The 17,339-nt window shown below is 58.6% G+C and carries 17 protein-coding genes and 1 pseudogene; 9 read left to right on the forward strand and 9 right to left on the reverse strand.

Going from position 1 to position 17,339, the window contains the following annotated elements; all coding sequences use genetic code 11:
• Positions 1-6: 6 nt before the first annotated feature.
• Positions 7-1,248, reverse strand: coding sequence for an aminotransferase class I/II-fold pyridoxal phosphate-dependent enzyme (locus tag FHT70_RS26990; RefSeq protein ID WP_183706055.1), 1,242 nt, complete (start codon positions 1,246-1,248; stop codon positions 7-9).
• A gap of 123 nt (positions 1,249-1,371) precedes the next feature.
• Positions 1,372-2,055 (reverse strand): winged-helix domain-containing protein, encoded by a 684-nt coding sequence (locus FHT70_RS26995; RefSeq protein ID WP_183706057.1) that lies wholly within the window; start codon positions 2,053-2,055, stop codon positions 1,372-1,374.
• 320 nt (positions 2,056-2,375) lie between these two features.
• Here FHT70_RS26995 and FHT70_RS27000 point away from each other — a divergent pair, with 320 nt between their 5' ends.
• Positions 2,376-2,642, forward strand: coding sequence for a hypothetical protein (locus tag FHT70_RS27000; protein WP_183706059.1), 267 nt, complete (start codon positions 2,376-2,378; stop codon positions 2,640-2,642).
• Positions 2,643-3,208: 566 nt separating this feature from the next.
• On the opposite strand, the gene traA is transcribed toward FHT70_RS27000, so the two are convergent.
• Positions 3,209-7,873, reverse strand: coding sequence for a Ti-type conjugative transfer relaxase TraA (gene traA, locus FHT70_RS27005; RefSeq protein WP_183706061.1), 4,665 nt, complete (start codon positions 7,871-7,873; stop codon positions 3,209-3,211).
• Positions 7,874-8,097: 224 nt separating this feature from the next.
• Here traA and FHT70_RS27010 point away from each other — a divergent pair, with 224 nt between their 5' ends.
• The 4 genes from FHT70_RS27010 to FHT70_RS27025 all read left to right on the forward strand — a co-directional run bounded on the left by FHT70_RS27010 (position 8,098) and on the right by FHT70_RS27025 (position 10,757).
• Positions 8,098-8,385: a TraC family protein gene (locus FHT70_RS27010; protein WP_183706063.1), complete on the forward strand. Its 288-nt coding sequence runs from the start codon at positions 8,098-8,100 to the stop codon at positions 8,383-8,385.
• The gene (locus FHT70_RS27015) at positions 8,375-8,608 is read left to right on the forward strand and encodes a conjugal transfer protein TraD (protein WP_183706065.1); all 234 of its coding nucleotides are present in this window, start codon (positions 8,375-8,377) and stop codon (positions 8,606-8,608) included. Before FHT70_RS27010 ends, FHT70_RS27015 begins: the two co-directional genes overlap by 11 nt.
• Positions 8,605-10,524 carry a Ti-type conjugative transfer system protein TraG gene (gene traG / locus FHT70_RS27020; RefSeq protein ID WP_183706067.1) on the forward strand — a complete coding sequence of 640 codons (1,920 nt, stop codon included), beginning with the start codon at positions 8,605-8,607 and terminating at the stop codon, positions 10,522-10,524. The genes FHT70_RS27015 and traG overlap by 4 nt, the downstream gene beginning before the upstream one ends.
• A gap of 89 nt (positions 10,525-10,613) precedes the next feature.
• On the forward strand, positions 10,614-10,757 hold the full coding sequence (locus tag FHT70_RS27025) for a hypothetical protein (RefSeq protein WP_183706069.1): 144 nt from the start codon (positions 10,614-10,616) through the stop codon (positions 10,755-10,757).
• Positions 10,758-11,019: 262 nt separating this feature from the next.
• On the opposite strand, the gene FHT70_RS27030 is transcribed toward FHT70_RS27025, so the two are convergent.
• The 5 genes and pseudogenes from FHT70_RS27030 to FHT70_RS27050 form a co-directional block, all read right to left on the reverse strand.
• A complete protein-coding gene (locus FHT70_RS27030; protein WP_183706071.1) occupies positions 11,020-11,895 on the reverse strand; it encodes a hypothetical protein in 876 nt (291 codons plus the stop codon).
• A 13-nt stretch (positions 11,896-11,908) separates the two neighbouring features.
• Positions 11,909-12,109 (reverse strand): hypothetical protein, encoded by a 201-nt coding sequence (locus FHT70_RS27035; protein WP_097601279.1) that lies wholly within the window; start codon positions 12,107-12,109, stop codon positions 11,909-11,911.
• 441 nt (positions 12,110-12,550) lie between these two features.
• Positions 12,551-12,954 (reverse strand): annotated as a pseudogene (locus tag FHT70_RS30755) (hypothetical protein).
• The gene (locus FHT70_RS27045; RefSeq protein ID WP_183706097.1) at positions 12,951-13,220 is read right to left on the reverse strand and encodes a type II toxin-antitoxin system prevent-host-death family antitoxin; all 270 of its coding nucleotides are present in this window, start codon (positions 13,218-13,220) and stop codon (positions 12,951-12,953) included. Before FHT70_RS27045 ends, FHT70_RS30755 begins: the two are co-directional and overlap by 4 nt.
• Before the next feature lie 149 nt (positions 13,221-13,369).
• Positions 13,370-13,867, reverse strand: coding sequence for a hypothetical protein (locus tag FHT70_RS27050; RefSeq protein WP_183706073.1), 498 nt, complete (start codon positions 13,865-13,867; stop codon positions 13,370-13,372).
• A gap of 22 nt (positions 13,868-13,889) precedes the next feature.
• Between FHT70_RS27050 and FHT70_RS27055 the strand changes: the two genes are divergently transcribed.
• Both FHT70_RS27055 and FHT70_RS27060 read left to right on the forward strand, forming a co-directional pair.
• On the forward strand, positions 13,890-14,228 hold the full coding sequence (locus FHT70_RS27055) for a hypothetical protein (protein ID WP_183706075.1): 339 nt from the start codon (positions 13,890-13,892) through the stop codon (positions 14,226-14,228).
• Positions 14,229-14,294: 66 nt separating this feature from the next.
• Positions 14,295-14,927 carry a hypothetical protein gene (locus FHT70_RS27060; RefSeq protein WP_246721998.1) on the forward strand — a complete coding sequence of 211 codons (633 nt, stop codon included), beginning with the start codon at positions 14,295-14,297 and terminating at the stop codon, positions 14,925-14,927.
• A 96-nt stretch (positions 14,928-15,023) separates the two neighbouring features.
• Here the strand turns inward: FHT70_RS27060 and FHT70_RS27065 are convergent, their stop codons facing one another.
• Entirely contained in the window at positions 15,024-15,320 is a 297-nt protein-coding gene (locus tag FHT70_RS27065) for a hypothetical protein (RefSeq protein ID WP_183706077.1), read from the reverse strand.
• Positions 15,321-15,438: 118 nt separating this feature from the next.
• On the opposite strand from FHT70_RS27065, the gene FHT70_RS27070 reads away from it, so the two are divergent.
• Positions 15,439-16,149, forward strand: a complete 711-nt coding sequence (locus tag FHT70_RS27070; protein ID WP_183706079.1) for a hypothetical protein — start codon at positions 15,439-15,441, stop codon at positions 16,147-16,149.
• Positions 16,150-16,323: 174 nt separating this feature from the next.
• Entirely contained in the window at positions 16,324-17,265 is a 942-nt protein-coding gene (locus FHT70_RS27075; RefSeq protein ID WP_183706080.1) for a hypothetical protein, read from the forward strand.
• The last annotated feature ends 74 nt before the right edge of the window (positions 17,266-17,339 follow it).

A 17,339-nucleotide genomic window follows, 5' to 3' on the forward strand; every position in this document is an offset into this window, starting at 1 on the left:
CAATCCTTAGGCCCTGAGGGCATGGTTGATGGCTGCAGCGACATCGCGCACTTCGGTTGCCGTGTGACTGGCGGTCGGGCATATACGCAGTCCTGCCCTTCCCTTGGCGACAGTCGGGAAGAAAATGGCCGATGTATAGTAGCCGGCGTCCAACACCACTCTCGCGGCACCGATTGCCGCAAGCTCATCACCGACGACAACCGTGCGGATGGGCAGTCGTGATCCTGCCTGTGCGGTCGGCACGAGTTCGTCGAAAAGGGAAACGTATTCAGCGAGCGCCCGTTGCCGCACGCCGAGTTCCGGTGTGCGATGGATCGCCTGGGATGCGAGGGCGGCACCAATTGCTGCGACATTGATCGAGGCGGAAAAGGCATGCGCCAAAGCGAAGCGGCGAAAGATTTCTTCGTGGAACGCCGTTCCCAGCATGAGCATCCCGCCTGAAGCCCCGAAGCCCTTGCCGAGCGACGCTGCAATTATCGTGCGCTCGCCAAGGCCCTCCGGCATTTGCGATCGGGCAAAACCTTCACCTCTTTCTCCGAAGATCGAAATTCCGTGAGCATCATCGATATAAAGGAAGAGCCCGTATCGCTCCTGAAGCTCACGCAATTCTGTTATCGGCGCACATCCGCCCATGGAATAGACACCGTCACAAACGAAAGCGACGGTATCATTCTGACGGCAAATGTCTTCGAGCGCCTGAATATCATTATGACCGATAGTGCGGACCTCGCACTCTTCGGCGACGACTGGCTTGTTGAAGGCGAGCGTTGCATGGGCGAGGCGGTCGAAGACCATGACCGGCTTTTTGCCGCCGGTCAGAACTCCGGACGCAATCAGCGGAAGCGCGCTCAGATTGGCGGCGAGCACCGTTGTGTATGTGATTACCCTCGCCTCGAACAGGTCAGAGAGGGCGTCCTCGAGGTCTCCGAGAATAGCAAAGTTGAGCCGTGTGCGTGCGCAGGACCAGTGTAGCGTCCCGTAACGGCGAACTGTTTCGAATGCTCCCTCGACGATGGAAGGGTGATTGTCCAGCCCGAGATACGAGCAGCGAACAAAGTCGACGACGCGCTCCGATCGTCCCTCCGATAGGGGCAGCGCTACCGTTCTGCCATCCATTGGTTGGACATAAAGTGCCATCAAGCCGTCGAGGTGGGCTGCGGCAAAGTGAGGACCGGCATGCCGGACCAGGCTGGCGGTGTTTCTGTAGGATAAGGTCGGCGACCCGGCGCCGGAAACGGCCTCTTGCATGGTTTACTCCCAGGTTTGGACGCACCACACGCTAACCGCGAATCTTTTGTTCATACAACGAAGGAGGCGGCAAGTTTTGGGGAATTTTCCGTGAAGATGTGAAGGTGACGGAATTCAGATGCTTCAGAGGATGTCAATCGCATATCCCACCTTTGGCACCGTGCGGATCACATCTCGGCCAAGGACACGCTTCAACGCCCGCCGCAGGCGTCCGATATGAACATCGACAGTTCGTGGCTCAACGAATGCTCGCTGCGGCCAGGCGATGCCGATCAGTTCGGCGCGGCTGAACACCCGTCCTGCATCAGTCATAAGGGCGCTCAACAAACGGAACTCGATCGGGCTGAGACCGACCGGTGCACCCCGGACGAGGACACGCCGGGCGCCCGCGTCCAACGCCATTTCGTGAGACATCGGCACGAAGCGTTTCGTTGCTTTATCACCGGGATTGCCAATCGCACCGTAAAGGTATGAAAGCAGCCGCTCCGGCGGCATCGGCCGTGTAAAGCTCTCATCGACATTTGCCTTCAAAATGTCGAGGTATGCAGCTTTTTCGGCAACCAGCGCGACGAGTGTGACGCCGCTGGCAAGGTCTCGTTCCTTCAAGCCGGTCGCGATATCAGCCAGACTTTGTGAACCGGGCTGGCAGTCGACGATGATGGCTGCAGCCTCACCTTCCTCGGCGATCGCCACGGCTTCGCTCGGAATATCGACGAGTGTTGGCCTATACCCGGCTTCCTTCAAGATGTAAGCGAGCATCAAATAATAGTCGGCATCCTGGGATACGATCACCAAACGCTCGCTCATTGGCTGCCCCCATCAGCGGATATCATTTTTCCAGATATTTTTGATACAACACCCACAGCCCTGCAATGCCACATATCTAGCCTAGCCGCTCCCGTTATTGCCCTGCATCTGGCACCTCATCGCCAGGACACGCTCGTTTTACGCGTATTTTTATAGCTTGCCTTTTCCTTTTGTTGCAACATAATGTTGAGTATGCGCAGAGAGTTTCACGCTAAAGGGTCTATTTGCCAGGGACGGCACGTGATCGTGGCCCATCGGATGGGATCAACGTCCGGCATATTTTTAGCGACCTGTTCCCGGACGGTAACGGGGCTTTCCGCATGTATGACTTTTCCGAAGAGAATCCGTCCGGCTGCATCGCAGCCGCACCCGACTTCTGGAGTGACACCGATGTAGAGGATGCAAGCAGTGCCGCCCGCTCATTATATGGAGGACACGCGAAAACCGCTGCGGCCTGGTGCGCAATTTGCGCGCGCTTCGACGGCCGCGCAGGTGATTTCATGTTTTGGGTGCGGGTGTTCCGGCGTCTCGATCTCGAGAAGATTGGGGCAGCCCAAAGCTACGGGGCGACCGTAAGCAAACCTTGATCGCCCCTGAGACCGTCTCGCTCGCTCGAGCTCCGTTGGAGTACCCGGCTTGCGAGACTTGCCATTCCGGGCTTTGACAGCCCAGTCCGCTTTGCGCTGCCCGACCTTCAAACTCTTGGTCGGCAACACATGTCTGGCCGGCGACTTTCTACCGCCGGCGAGTATATGCGTGAGCTGATCGTCGGGACAATCGAATGGCAATAGCTGGCGGTTTGCGGTTACAGATGGCACCACTTCCGATGCGACCGCCCGTCAAAGCCTCCTGTTTTGACTGCTTGCGAGCGCCCTTGGGACAAGTCTTTAAGTGGCACCCAAGCCTATCGTTCCACGCAAGAGCGCTCCCACGACTGCCATGGATCATCATGGAGGCGATAGGCTCAAATTGCGATTGGCTGAGCTTGCACGCTTTGCATTCCGTCCTGTTTGCGAGATTGATTGGCATCCAGTCTGTAAAAACATCGAGAATTGACGAGATGTCTTTCGATCCTGCGAGCGAGCCATCGCGCCGCCGAGATCGGGTCCTATGCGCTGGCGTTTATGGCCCCCTTTCGCTTCGCGGGTATGTTTTAGATATCAATCCCCCGTCCGCGGTTGACGCCTCGCTGACGCCGTTCCGAGAGGATCTGCTGACTACTCTGCGCGCGGACCGTCTGCTGCAGGACCTTCAGCCTCTCCTGCATCGCCGCAAAGGCTTGGCGCTGCGCCGCTGGCACTTGGTTGATGAGATCCTTGTCGCCGCGGATGATGGCGTTGCGCCCGAAGCGCTGGTCGAGCGCCCGGCTGACGTCCGCGAACTCCCGGCGGATGTTCGCATCGAGTGCTGCGGTCGCGATGCCCCGTTTGCGATCATTCTTCCTCGCCTCCGCGGTGAGACGCATGAGCGCCTCTTCCGCCACCTTCGACAGGCCCGGAATAGCAACCGCCATACGCTCCCGCTCTGCCTTGATGGCCTGTCGTTCTGCATCGAAGATATTGGCATAGGCGGAGCCGAGAGAACGCAGGCGCGCGGCTGCCTCCGGCACGGCCTGCACCGCATCTTTGCGCTCCCGCCCGGAAGCCAGCATCTTGTCCATCAGACGATCTGAACCGCGCAACGCGCCATAAGCGGCCGGATCATTGGTCACAGCGGCAGCGATACGATCGGCAGCAAAGCCTTTGGCAAGCAGTTCTTCGATCTTGCCGACGGCTCCTGCCGGATCGCGCCAGATCGTCCTTGCCGCGTTGGCCAGTGCCGCACGCTGCTGACGGTAAAGGGGAGCCGAGAGAGTTCGCGATCGCGCCTCGTCGTCGACTGCTGTCTTGAACTCGGTGACAGCGGCAAGCATGGGCAGCACGCTCACATTCTCCTTTCCTCCCCCCTTGTCTTGCTCCGGGTCCGGAACGGCACTGGCTGCCGCAACGATCTTCGAGCGGTCCTGGCGTTCGGTCAGATGCTGCGCCTCGGCAAAACGCTTGACGGCTTCGAACAGGTGGATCAGCTTCTCGCGCTCGCCGGCCATCAGATCATCCGGCATGCGCTCGGCCATGTTGCGCTCGGCGACCGCATCCGCCTTTGCGGTGAAGGCGCTCCAGCCGAAGCGCGCAGACAATGCTTCGCTGACCGCCTTGATCTCCTGCACGACCGTGCGGTCCTTCGCGGCAAGCGCAAAGGCGGTCTTATAAGCATCGTCCCCGCCCCTGTTGCGCACCGCCTCGATTTCCATGAGACGCGCCATCGCACCGTCGGAAAGTGCCGGGATCGACAATGACATATGTGCGCGCCGCGCCTGCTCATTGATCTCGAACCGTTCGGCGCTCCGGCGGAACTCGCTCGCATGGGCGCGGGCCAAGGGAAGCAATTCCGTCACAGCCGCCAAGGCGACAATACGCTCCTCACGCGCCGCGCGTCCGTCGACGATGAGCTCAGAGCCGCGCAGGCGGCCAAGCCGATCGGCGCTCGCGGCAAGATCGTCGGCGAGCCTGCGGGGTTCGGTGCCGGCCTCTGAAGCAAGCGCATTCAGGGCGACAAGTGCGCCATCCGGATCACGATAGATCTTCTCCAGCACCGGTCGCAGGAGGGTTTCCCGATCCTTCCACGCCGGGGATGACAATTGCGCCAGCCGTGCATCCTCGTTGAGGCTTCTGGCGAAGTCGCTGGTCGGCGGGATCAGATAATGGGCTTTGCCGGCGTTTGCGCCCGGGACGGGGTGGGGTTCAGTTGGCTGGGGTTCAGTTCGCATCTCGCTATAGGAGACGCGCCGTTCCCGCTCGATCGCAAAGCCGAGCGCCATGCTTGCCCGCTCCCAGAGCTTTTCCACCTGCTCCCGCTTTGCGGCAATCCACGCAAAGCGCCGCGAGATGTCCCCCTCGATCTCGGCCGCAGCCAGCGAGAGATACTCGAACCCGCGGCGGCGGGCGAAGTCTTGCGCCTGGGCCTGGTAGCCGGCCTCGCTTTCAAAATCGAGCGTCGTCGTCTTGGCGCCGGAGCGCGACAACCGCTCGACGAGCGGCTTGAACAGATCCGGCCGATGACTTTCCCGCTCGATGCGGTCCTGGCGCGCTTCAGCGGTTTCGATCTGCCTGGCCGTCCAGACGTTGCGGTCGACCTCCCGCTCCTGGTAACGCTTCTGACCGGTCTCTTCATCGACAACGGCAATCTGGACCTTGACCCGTTCGACGCCGTCCTTGCGCAGCGTGACGGTGTCGCCCTCTGAGACGCCACCCTCTTCGAGCGCCTTCGGCAGGCTCACGCCCCACAGCCGATGGACGGTTCCGTCGTCGGTCCTGATGTCGGCATAGGGGGTGTCGTCGGCATCCTCGTCATCAGGCCGGAACTTCGCTTCTCCGGTTTCGACAAGCTCGCCGGTCACACCGGCGGCATGATCGACACGCGGCTTGCGCCCCCATTCCGGTCTTCGCTCAAAATCCTCTTTGGCTGCATAAAGATCGACGCGATCGCGATGCCTCGTCATCGCCACATAGGTCAGGTGTTGGTCCATCATGCCGGTCGCAAGCACCAAGGTGCGATCGACGGTGGTGCCCTGGGCTTTGTGGATCGTTGCGGCATAGCCGTGATCGACATTGCGATAGCTGTCTTCGCTGAAGACGACTTTATGGCCATTGTCGAGACGAACCGACATCAGCACTTCGCCGCGTTTGTCGCCGGTGGAGATGACCGTGCCGAGCATGCCGTTCTTGACGTATTGCGGACCATAACTCCTGGCCCGCGGCTCGAGAAAGCGGGCGTTCTCCAAAAAGATGATCCGGTCGCCGACGGCGAACTCCCGCGCCCCGCGTGCCGTCTGGAAGGTGCGGCTGTCGGAAAGCGCACCATCGCCTGCCATCACCGCACGCAGCGCCTCGTTCAGCTTGCCGACATCGTCATTGGTGTGGGCAAGCACCAGCAGTTCGTCACCGCGAAGACGGCCATCCCTGCCCTCGGAAACGGATCGACCGATTGCCTCTCTGCGCGCCTGGCTCCAGTCGGCAACAATGCGATCGATCGTTTCCGCGCGCGTGCCCGCCTCGGCAAGGTGACCATGCCGGGCATAAGCGTCGAGCCCTTTCTCGATCTCGCCGCGGGCAAAGAGCCGCGAGGCCTGGCGCGCCCATTCTTCACTCTGGCGGCGCACGCCGGCAAGCTCGGCAAAACCGATGCGTTCGCTGATCGCCCGAAAGGCTGCACCCGCCTGGATCGGCTGTAGCTGCATGGCGTCGCCGACGAGAACGACTTTCGCGCCCGCCTCCTCGACGATGTCAAGCACACGCGCCATTTGCTGCGAGGCCACCATGCCGGCTTCATCGATGACGAGCACATCACCGCGGTGGAGCGTGTCGCGCCCATTGGCCCAGGCCAGTTCCCAGCCGGCGAGCGTGCGCGACTTGATGCCGGAACTGTCTTCCAACCCTTCGGCCGCCTTGCCGGCAACGGCGGCACCGATCACCCGGCGCCCCTGGCTTTCCCAGGCAAGGCGGGCTGCCGCCAGCAGCGTCGACTTGCCGGCGCCGGCAAGGCCGACGACAGCCGCTATGCCGCTATCACCAGTGACATGGCGGATGGCATCAACCTGTTCCGCGTCGAGCCGAAAAGGATGTTTGGGATCGCCGGTCTCGACGCGCTCGATCGCCGCATCGACCTGCCGAGCCGATACCCCGAAGCCTGCTTGCTCCGACAGAACCCGCGCCGAACGCGCCATGTCATATTCGATGCGCAGTATCTCGCGTGTGGTGAAGACTGCCGGGTCTGAGACCTTAAGCGTTTCTCCATCGATCTCCTGCGGCTTCAGCATCACAAGTTCATCCGACGCCATCAGCCGGGCGCGGATGTTGGCGAAGTCTGCCGGATCGTCGACATATCGATGCAGCGCCCTGGCGATATCCTTCTCGTCGAAGGTGGAGCGTTCATTGCCGAGCTGCTTCAAGAGAAGCTCCGGCTCTGCCAGCAGCCGGTCAGCCATCTCCTGCCGGCGCGCGAGATCGGCCGGTGCGAAATAGAGCTCCCTGCCCTTGCGCGCGAGCGCTGCCTTCTCCGGCCCAAGATGTTTTTGCGCGATGCCGTCCAGCCCCTGTTCGGCATAGGAACGACCGTCGAGCCGGATCTCATGACCGGCGAGCGCCAGGTGCCGGTTGGCCGTTTCCGCCCAGGCGATCTTCCAGGCCTTCAAGGTTTCCTTGTCGCCTGCCCATACCCTGTAGACGATCTTGCCATTCGGTCGATCTGGCGTGACGACACGCAGCGGCTTGCCATCCTCGTCCGTCACCGGAACCTTCTTTGCTCCGAACCCCTCCTCCGTCAGAGGCCTCAGTGTCGTCATCAGGTGGATGTGAGGATTGCCGCCCTTGTTGTGATAGACCCAATCGGCAATCATCCCTTTCGAGGTGAGATTGTCGCGGACGAAGTCGCGCACCAGCGCAACGTTCTCCGCCCGCGTCAGCTCCTCCGGCAGCGCGATGATCAGCTCGCGGGCGAGCTGCCCATCGGACCTGCTCTCGAAAGAGTCGACCGCGTTCCAGAGTATCTCGCTGGCGCCGGCGACGGATTTTCCATCGATCGCGATTTTGAGCCAGTCCGGTATCCGATCCGGCAGCACCAGCTCCTCATGCACCAGCTCGGATGCCCCACCACGATAGCTGAAGGACGTGCCGGCCTGTTCGTCCATCATCCGGGCGCGATGACGATAGGCGGCGGCCGAGACGATGCTGCGCCCCGCTCCCCTGCTGATCACCTGCGCCCTGACGAACATGATTGCCACAGCGGCTCCGCACACCTTCCAAGCACGTCGCGGCAGCGACGTATATTGCGCCCTCGAACCGATCGGCCTGACAAGGCCGATGCCGCGCTTCCGCAAGCGGCGATGGGCCTGAAGTCGGGCTGAGACGTTTTCATGTCGATGCAAAATAGACTATTTAACTATTTTATTCTAGTTAGTATAAATGGTGAGAAACAACGCAACGATTGTTAGGAAGGACGGACCCCATGGCGACCAGACCATCGATATTGGACCTCGATGCCCAGATAGAAAGGCTACGAGAACGCAGGAGAACTTTGATAGCCAGATCGGCCGAACGCTTCGCTCGAGCCGCAACGAAGTCTGGGCTGGCGGAACTGGAGATTGCCGACGAGGAGATCGACCGGATCTTCGAAGAGATCGCCGCCCGATTTCGCAAAGGTGAGAAGAAAGAACGTGCGATCCAGGCTCCTCAAATGCATCGACCGCCAGATCGTGGCGCTGGAGCGCAGGCGGAGGTTCCACATGATGGCTGACCGGAAAGAGGAAGCGCGTGAGAAACTCATGCTTGGCGGCCTGGTCGTCAAAGCCGGCCTTTCGGAGACCGATCGAGCGTTCCTGCTTGGTGGACTGATCGAATTGGCGGGCGTGGTGCCGGGCTCGCCCGAACATCGGCGGCTGCGCGATATCGGCGAAGAGGCGTTCAGGGCTCCGTCGTCCGATAGCTCATCTTCGCATACTGCGGAGCAACTGGAATGACGTCCAAAAGAAGATTGCATCCAAGCCTGCTCTGCGTCCTGGTGCCGGTCGCCGTCACTGCGATCAGTGCCTACGTCGTCAACTGGCGATGGCCGATCCTGGCGCATGGCCTGTCTGGCAGGACCGAATACTGGTTCCTGCGCGCAGCGCCTGCGCCCACACTTTTGTTCGGGCCGCTCGCTGGGTTATTGACGGTTTGGGCGCTGCCCTTGCACCGGCGAAGACCGGTGGCAATGGCAAGCCTTGCCTGCTTTCTGCTCGTCGTCAGCTTCTACGCGCTGCGTGAATACAGTCGCCTCGCACCCGCAGTACAAGCCAGCGCCGTTTCATGGAACCGGGCGCTCTCGTATCTGGATTTCGTTGCTGTCATCGGCGCGGTCATGGGGTTCATGGCGGTGGCAGTCGCCGCCCGGATCTCCGTCGTCGTGCCCGAGGCCGTTAAAAGAGTGAGAGGCGGAGCCTTCGGCGATGCCGATTGGCTTTCGATGCCGGCAGCGGCAAAGCTCTTTCCGCCGAACGGCGAGATCATCGTCGGTGAGCGCTACCGCGTTGACAAGGATATCGTCCATCAGTTGCCTTTCGACCCGAACGATCACCGCACCTGGGGACAAGGCGGCAAGGCGCCGCTTCTCACCTACGGCCAGGACTTCGATTCCACCCACATGCTGTTTTTCGCAGGATCGGGAGGGTACAAAACGACGAGCAATGTCCTGCCGACCGCGCTGCGGTATACAGGTCCTCTCATCTGCCTTGATCCCTCCACCGAAGTCGCGCCGATGGTGACCGAACACCGCACGCAAGTACTTGGGCGTGAGGTGATGGTGCTCGACCCAAACAACCCGATCAACGGATTCAATGTCCTCGATGGCATTGAGCACTCTCGGCGCAAAGAGGAAGATATCGTCGGCGTTGCTCATATGCTTCTCTCCGAAAGCCAGCGCTTCGAATCTTCGACGGGCTCCTACTTTCAGAACCAGGCGCACAACCTTCTGACTGGTCTGCTCGCCCATGTCATGCTGTCGCCGGAATATGCCGGCCGACGAAATCTGCGCAGTCTGCGCCAGATCGTTTCCGAGCCGGAGCCGTCGGTGCTTGCGATGCTGCGCGACATCCAGGAACATTCCAAATCTACCTTTATCCGGGAAACGCTCGGCGTCTTCACCAACATGACCGAACAGACCTTTTCCGGCGTCTATTCGACGGCCTCGAAGGATACGCAATGGCTCTCACTGGACAGTTATGCCGCTCTCGTCTGCGGCAATGCCTTCAGGCCGAGCGATGTCGTTAGTGGCAAGAAAGACGTGTTCCTCAACATACCGGCGTCTATCCTGCGCTCTTATCCCGGCATCGCGCGCGTCATCATCGGCTCTCTGGTCAACGCCATGGTCCAGGCCGATGGCAACTTCAGCCGCCGAGCGCTCTTCATTCTGGATGAAGTCGACCTGCTCGGCTATATGAGGGTGCTGGAAGAGGCGCGCGATCGCGGTCGCAAATACGGCATCAGCATGATGCTGCTTTACCAGTCTGTCGGACAGTTGGAGCGGCACTTCGGAAAAGACGGCGCCACCTCGTGGATCGACGGCTGCGCCTTCGCCTCCTATGCGGCAATCAAGGCCCTCGATACGGCGCGCAATGTCTCGGCCCAATGCGGGGAGATGACCGTCGAAGTGCAGGGGCGCTCCCGCAACCTCGGCTGGGATGTAAAAGGCGGCGGCCCGCGCAAATCCGAGAGCATCAATTTCCAGCGCCGACCGCTAATATTGCCCCATGAGATCACCCAGGGGATGCGCAAGGATGAACAGATCATCATAGTACAGGGCCACAATCCGATCCGCTGCGGTCGGGCGATCTATTTCCGGCGCAAGGAGATGGATGGGGCGGCGAAGGCGAACCGTTTCGTCAAACCGATGCGGTAAGGACAAAACTACGGAGTCGGGTAGCAACTGCCACCAGACTCCCAGCTGCTGATCTCTTAGGATCAGTACGATCCTAAGAGATGTTGCGTATGGTTCTTGTTACGGATGAGTTGAAACGGAAGAGCGCCGAGATCGGCGCTGACATTGATGATATACGGAGGCGGATCTCGGCGCTCGAACAGCAGCAGTCGGCGCTCAATGTCGTCATGCGGTTACCGCATGTCTCGGCGTGATGCGGCGGCGCCGGAACGGCGATGGTGCCGACGGGCAGCTCTGGCTTTTCAAAGACTTTGACCGTCGACGCTGCGCCGTTCGCACGCTCGATCAGGCTGAGCCGCCGATCACCACGGCAGAGTGCGGCTCAGCGTTGGCAAATAGAATTCGGCGCGCCTGGATGGCCGATCGTCATCGGCATCTCTGGGAGGTAGCTGTTTAAGACGGTCCACATGGCTCCGGGCGCCGACACTTTGAAGGCCGGCTGAACCATCAATTGATTTAGCTCCACCTCGGTGCCGGTTGCTCTGGTTCAGTATCAGAATCGTCAGACACGTTCATTATGCGCTTTCGACGCCGACCGGCAACGTTTTGCTTGGCTTCCAACCTTTCCAGAATGCCCTGGAGCTGATGCTCGCGCACTCGCACATCAAGACGTTCGTCTTCACGGTATTTCTGGAGGATCGAGACGGGCCTAAGTTGATCGCCGAACTCGCGTTCTGTTGTCTTGCCGATATGCAACTCACGGACAATGAACTCAAGCTCCCGAAGGGCAGTGAGAGCTCGTTTGACCGCCGGCTTATTTTCCAAATCTGACAGTTGATCTTCGATGTAGCATTCTAGGATCAACAAGCTCGCAACAGCCTGCCGCAACGAGTGATCGCTTCGACGACCTAACATATTGATGTTGCTCAGCCGGCTCCTAACGCAGTCCAGGGGGTGCATCAATGTGACGGAAATGCCTTCTGGATTTTCAGCATCAGCAAACGTGATTGAATTTTCGAGGAGGGACTTGCCCTCGACCCCTTTGATCTGGGCAAGAAAGTCCACCACTATCTCACGATTTCCAAGCTTGCCCTTTACGACTGCCGCATTCGGGGTGTGGTTGTCACCGGAGGGTATTTCCAGAAGGCCGTCTTCTAGGCTGTTTGCAAGCGCGCGCTCGGCTTCCCGGTTATGATAGAAATCAAGATCCTTGCTCGTCAACTCGCCGAGGCCATCGAGCTCTTCGTCCATGCCATGATAAAGTTCGGCCCAAATGTTAACAGCTTGCCCGCCAACTATGACCGGATTAAATCGCTGAACAAATCCGAGAAGTGTTTGAACTTCTTCTGCTGTAAGATGCGGCTCTGCATCTTCGTCACCGTCGACAATCATCTCCGGCTCTCTCTTAGGAGCGAGCCAATGCTTTGCCGCCGATAGCAACCATCTTGTAACGGTGAAGGGGAAGTTCAGCGAACGCTGAGTTCTCGCGGCGCAACTGAGCGGGGCTTACCGAACCATTATCGAGGCGCACTTGGTCACGATCGCGGCTCTCTTGCTTTTCGAGAGCGCGTTTGCGCGAATCAAGATGGGCAACCCTGTAGCTCATACCGCTTATCCTAGCCAGATTTCCTTTACATTAATTGAACAGCCATTTCAATGGTCCAGATGAAAGCACCTAGTCCATTAGACAGCGCTCATCCCATCGGGCATCAAGATAAGACAGGAGGAAACACATTTCAATTCGCCGGCCAATCGAACAAGACTTCTACGCCACTCTGAAGGCTACTCAGCCGGGCTTAGCCCTCTTCTCAGACAAGATCCGGCGGACAGTTGCCCTGCCAATATCCGGATAGGTTCCTTGACGTCTCGGCAAGGCCTTGTCGAGCATGCCCCAAATAACGCACCGAGAAATCAGGATCGATGGAACGGCTTCGATCGGCTGCTCAGTATTTCAAGCGGCTAATTGCCTGACATGCGCTTCGAAGCCGAGAATTCGGAGCTGGTGTCAGTTGCTACCTGATTTCCGTACAACTATCGCCATCGAAGGTCAGGACGACTCCTTTGCAGACCTGCGACGACTGATGACTTCACGCAGCAGCGGCAGGAAGAATGCCTTGCTGAAGCGGCCGGTTGGCAGCTCGGATTGAAGATAGAATGAGTTTCCGACGATGTCGGTATTGAACTCATCAAAGATGATCCAAAGCCTGCGGTCGACATCGAGGCCGGCACGCCGCGTTCCGATCACCGGCAGTTCCACAGAGAACTGTGACGCCTCCGGCTGCTTGGTTGTGATCGGAAAGAAGAGAACCGGATCACCGTCCGGCCGCAGCATTCTCACGCCGATGGCAACCGGCCGCTCCTTGCGCCCTTCCGTTTCACCACGCCCAGCCTCCCGCGCCGTAGATGCGGATAGCAAATGACGCTGGCGGTCTGGACCGGTTCGTAGCTCACAAACGGCCTGCCTCGTCCTCATCGGCAAAGGCTTCGACGGCGCTTTCGAACTCGGCGAACAGTTCATCGGACATTGTTTCAATGGTGCCCACGGTGCGCCGGTCCAATTGCCTTATCAGCCGCTGATAATCTTCGATATTGAGGAGAACGAGGCGGGGCCTATTCCGCTTTGTGATGGTAACCGGACGGCGCAGCGCCTCGGCGATAATGTCGCCGGACTTACGCGAGAGATCGCTGGTCGAATAGGACCCGCTTGATTTAGCCATGTGGGCTTCCTTGTTGCAGCACTGCTTAGATGTACGGCATTCACAAGATTGCTGTAACTTGGAAACTAACATCGAGACGCCTCCGGAGAGGAGTGCGACGCCTCGACATGTGGGGCCTAGCTACAGCTCATCGCGTGGCCCGGACGGCGTTAATCCGAATACCGGTTTCCCTCATGATGTCCTCGATGATTGGTGCAAGCGAGCCGAGCTCGTCTGGGGTCAGCGCCACGAGCTCCGGATAGTTGACCTCGACGCCACCGGCATCGGCGGCCAGCGCATTTGTGATCGCCGATTTGCATCACCGCCATCATCTGGCACAAGGCATATGGCGTGAAGAACTGTCCGCGCGCGGTGTTGTGGAGTTCGAGCTCGTGGAAGGCGGAGCCGAGAATGTCTTGTGGTCCTGCCTCGAGCGCCATCATCACCTCACCCATGATCTTCGGAAAGGTCTCGACGACATTGCGCTCGTATTGGCCGACGATCTTCAGGTAGCGAGCCTCGCGCTTCTCCCGCTGCGTGACATCCATCGCGTTGCTGAGGGAGATTGCAGCGCACTCGCACCAATCGGAGAAGACCGTGTAAAGATCGTGCCGGTACCGACACGATTCTAAGAGCTTCACGATGCTCTTGAGGTGAGGGGTGGTCATGTATTTTTCCGTGGGAGGGATGATGGCAGAGCTGAACGGCACGAAAGTTACGCGGAAGGGAGCTACAGCGCGGTACTTCAGCGAGGAGCGGGAATCCTATGTGTCGATCGAGGGGCTACCGAAGACCTACACCGCCTTTCCGCGGTTGGAGCTTCGGTTCTCCGTGCCGGTTCCCGGTGGGACGACCGATTTGAAATTGTTGACGAACCCGAGCGATTTCGAAGCACTCGCTGATGCAATGATGAAAACCGATTGCGAGGCAGCTACCCGTGCGTTCGCTCGGGCGGTCTTCTTCTCAGCAAAATCCAAAGAGGTAGAGCGACGTTTGTATCCCGAGCGGGGCAGGAAAAAGAAGGCTTGAGGGATCAGCTCCGTATTGCCGTTGCCACTACTCCCGAAGATGGCATATTGGGCGCCCGAGATTGAGTTGAGCGGAATCAACATGCGCGGATTGTCACATTTAATCGCTCTCGCCTTGGCCGCCAGCACGTGTGGCCACGCGAATGCGTGGGACCGAGATACTGTCGATCGACAGATCTCGAAGCTATGCGAACAACGCAATCCCGACGACTGGCCGAGCCAGGATGTTTGCATCGATATGCAACGCCGTGCCCTACGATCCCTGCGTCCACCAAGGAGCGATGTCGACTTCCTAGCGGCGTACCAAGGCTGCAAGAGTGCCGCGGAAAGTGAATACGACTTTGCTTCGATCCTGCAATGTTTTCAGGCGAAACAAACCGTCCTGAATAAACAAAAGGCTGCAGCCGCTGAGATCGCCGAGAACGCGGAACTGGCTAGCCAATTTCCAAAACTACCCGTCATAGTCCAGTGTGCGTTCTCAGACGGTCGCAAAATCGATATTCGACGCGGAAGCAAGACATCCGACGCGATCGTCGTGAAGGTCAGCCCGGAAAAGCTAGTGGCCGGAAAATCGGGTGATGGATACTCATATGAATGGGGCGGTGCGCAGGGTTCAGATTACAGGCTAGACGGCAACCAACTGATGGATCGCAGTGGCGGCCCGGTGAAATTGTTCATGGGACAGTGTCAATACCGCTGACCAATTTCCGATAAGATGGTCGACTCAGGACCGGCTGTTGCTGAGCCGGCGACAGACGCTTGATTGGCTCGGCAGAGATCGTGACCTTTCCGAAGCTCATGTCCATCCCTCTGCTGTTGCGATTGCTTTTGTTGTGCGCTCGACCGCGGTTTCGATCGGGCTAATGTATTCCGCCACACCGGAGAGGCGGCGGTTCTTCAGTTCATCATTGAGGAGGGCGAGGTCCACACGAAGAGTGTTGAGCAGCTCGTCGCGCACAGCGAGGATGTCGGCAATGGTCTTTGCATCGTGTTCGTTGGTGAATATGGCAACAGGCCGCTTCACGTCTGGCGCGCCGTTGCGGTTGCCGACGAGGATCCTGCCGTGGCGGAACCACGGAAAAGGTGTCTTCATAGCTGTTCCTAATAATGTGGATATGGGTTCGAGTTGCTGCTTTTAGAAAAACAACTGGCTACGATCTGACGTCAGCTTTGGCAGGGGATTCGGTGACATGCGAGCGCGAGACAGTTTCATGGCGTGGTTTGGACCGTTGGTCCTCATCGTCATCTTCGTGTGGTTCCTCTTTGGAAACACGACTTCGCACGATCTCTTGTGCGGCAACTCGACATCATGTTTTCGCGACTGGGTGTTTGGGATGAGCGGATGGGCAGCCGCCGCCGCGGCCGCCTTCACCATCGGGAGCCTTGTTAAGCAAGCCGACGCACAGCAGAGACAGACCGATTTCCAGCTTGGTGATGCACCGCCGACTGTTGATGCGGTACAGCATCGTGACAACGGTAGACAGGTTGTTGTGAGGATCAGGAATTGGAATAGGAGATCCATGATCCTGCGACGAGTTCGGTTAATGGCCTCGCAGACCAATTTCTCCATGATCTATATTAGCTTTAATCCAGGTCAGCCGGACATGCTGAGTTTGTTGTCAGACAAGAAATGGACTTTCAGCCGCGGGCTCGAAAAGGTCTTCGATCCAGCCTTAACAATTGAGGGCTGGGTGCTACGTGAGAAGGAGCCGCCGTTAGTTAAGTTCGGCATTTCGGCGTATCTGGAACTAGGCATGCCGATCGAACAGCATTGGTACGATATCCCCATTGAGATCCAGTACGAGCTGGTTGGTGTTCGACAGATATTTACGGCTGTCGCACACGTGCACCTATCAGCGTCGGCGCTTGTAAGCGTCGACGATCCTGAGGAGTTGGAACCGGTCCCCGATCACGCAGAGTAACGGCACTGAGGGGATTTCGCAGTGGTGCTGGTCGACCTCCTGAATGGGCTACCGGAGGCGACTGCTTATTGATGTGAGGAGCAAGGCGTAATTCGGGTTGTGGGCGAACAAGATTTCGCTTGTCCATTCGTTCGCATGCGGCTTATGGATTCACCTGCCATAACGGGGGGATCAATGCTCGATAACGTCAAAACTGCGCATAACGGACTAGTTAAAATTTCCGATCGGCTCGAGGCTGTGGCTGGGGCGCGGGATCTGTTGAATGCTTCGCAAGGCTGGGCTTTTCCGGCCATATCACCAAGTCATGTAGCTTGGGTGGCGCTATCACTAGCCCAGGTCATCGAGGCGGCAGACATCCAAGAGCTCGATGACCATACCCGAGGCATTTTCACTGACATTAACAAGACCGTCGATTACATTAACGAGAACGTAATGCCGTCGCTTCCCGGAAATATCCCGGCAGGTGTGCAGGCCATTGCAATCGCGCTAAGCACACTTTCGGCAGAGTTGTCGCCGCTCCTGAGTTGGACACGATCGGAAAAGAATTTGCTTCCGACCGCTCTTGTTCGTCGCTTACATCAAATACAGCGCGAGATCGATATACTCACTCCCGATAAGGAAAAGCTCGCGAATAATTTGAAGTTGATTTCAGAGGCAACTGAAGCAGCTGAAGCGTTGCCATCGACACTTCAGGAACTGCGCGCTGCCCAAGCCGAGGTGCGGGAGGCGTCATCTGCATCCTCGCAGATGGTTGGGAAAATTGACGAGCTTCATCGGATCGCGGCAGAACATGTCGCTAAAAGCCGTGATCTTGCGGCGGAAAGTTCCCAGTTGCTGGCAAAGGCAGCCGAGGCTTACCGCGTCACGACGACTATCGGCTTGGCCGCAGCATTCGATGAGCGCGCGCAGAAGCTCAATTCGTCAGTTTACGTGTGGGTCGCTGGGCTTGCACTTTCACTCGTGACGGTCTTGGTGATCGGGTGGATAAGACTAGAAGACATGCGGGAATCGTTCGCAGCAAACGCTTTCGACCCCACTCGGGTTTGGACGCAAGTTGCGCTCTCAGCTTTAAGCGTGGGCGCGCCGATCTGGTTTGCATTGACCTTGCCCCGTTGAAATAATCCATTTTGAAGTAAGCTCTGGCCCGTTGAGAGGACCAGGGAATGAAGCGCAAGCGTTTTACAGACGAA

Source organism: Rhizobium sp. BK049, assembly GCF_014193135.1.
GTDB lineage: Bacteria > Pseudomonadota > Alphaproteobacteria > Rhizobiales > Rhizobiaceae > Rhizobium.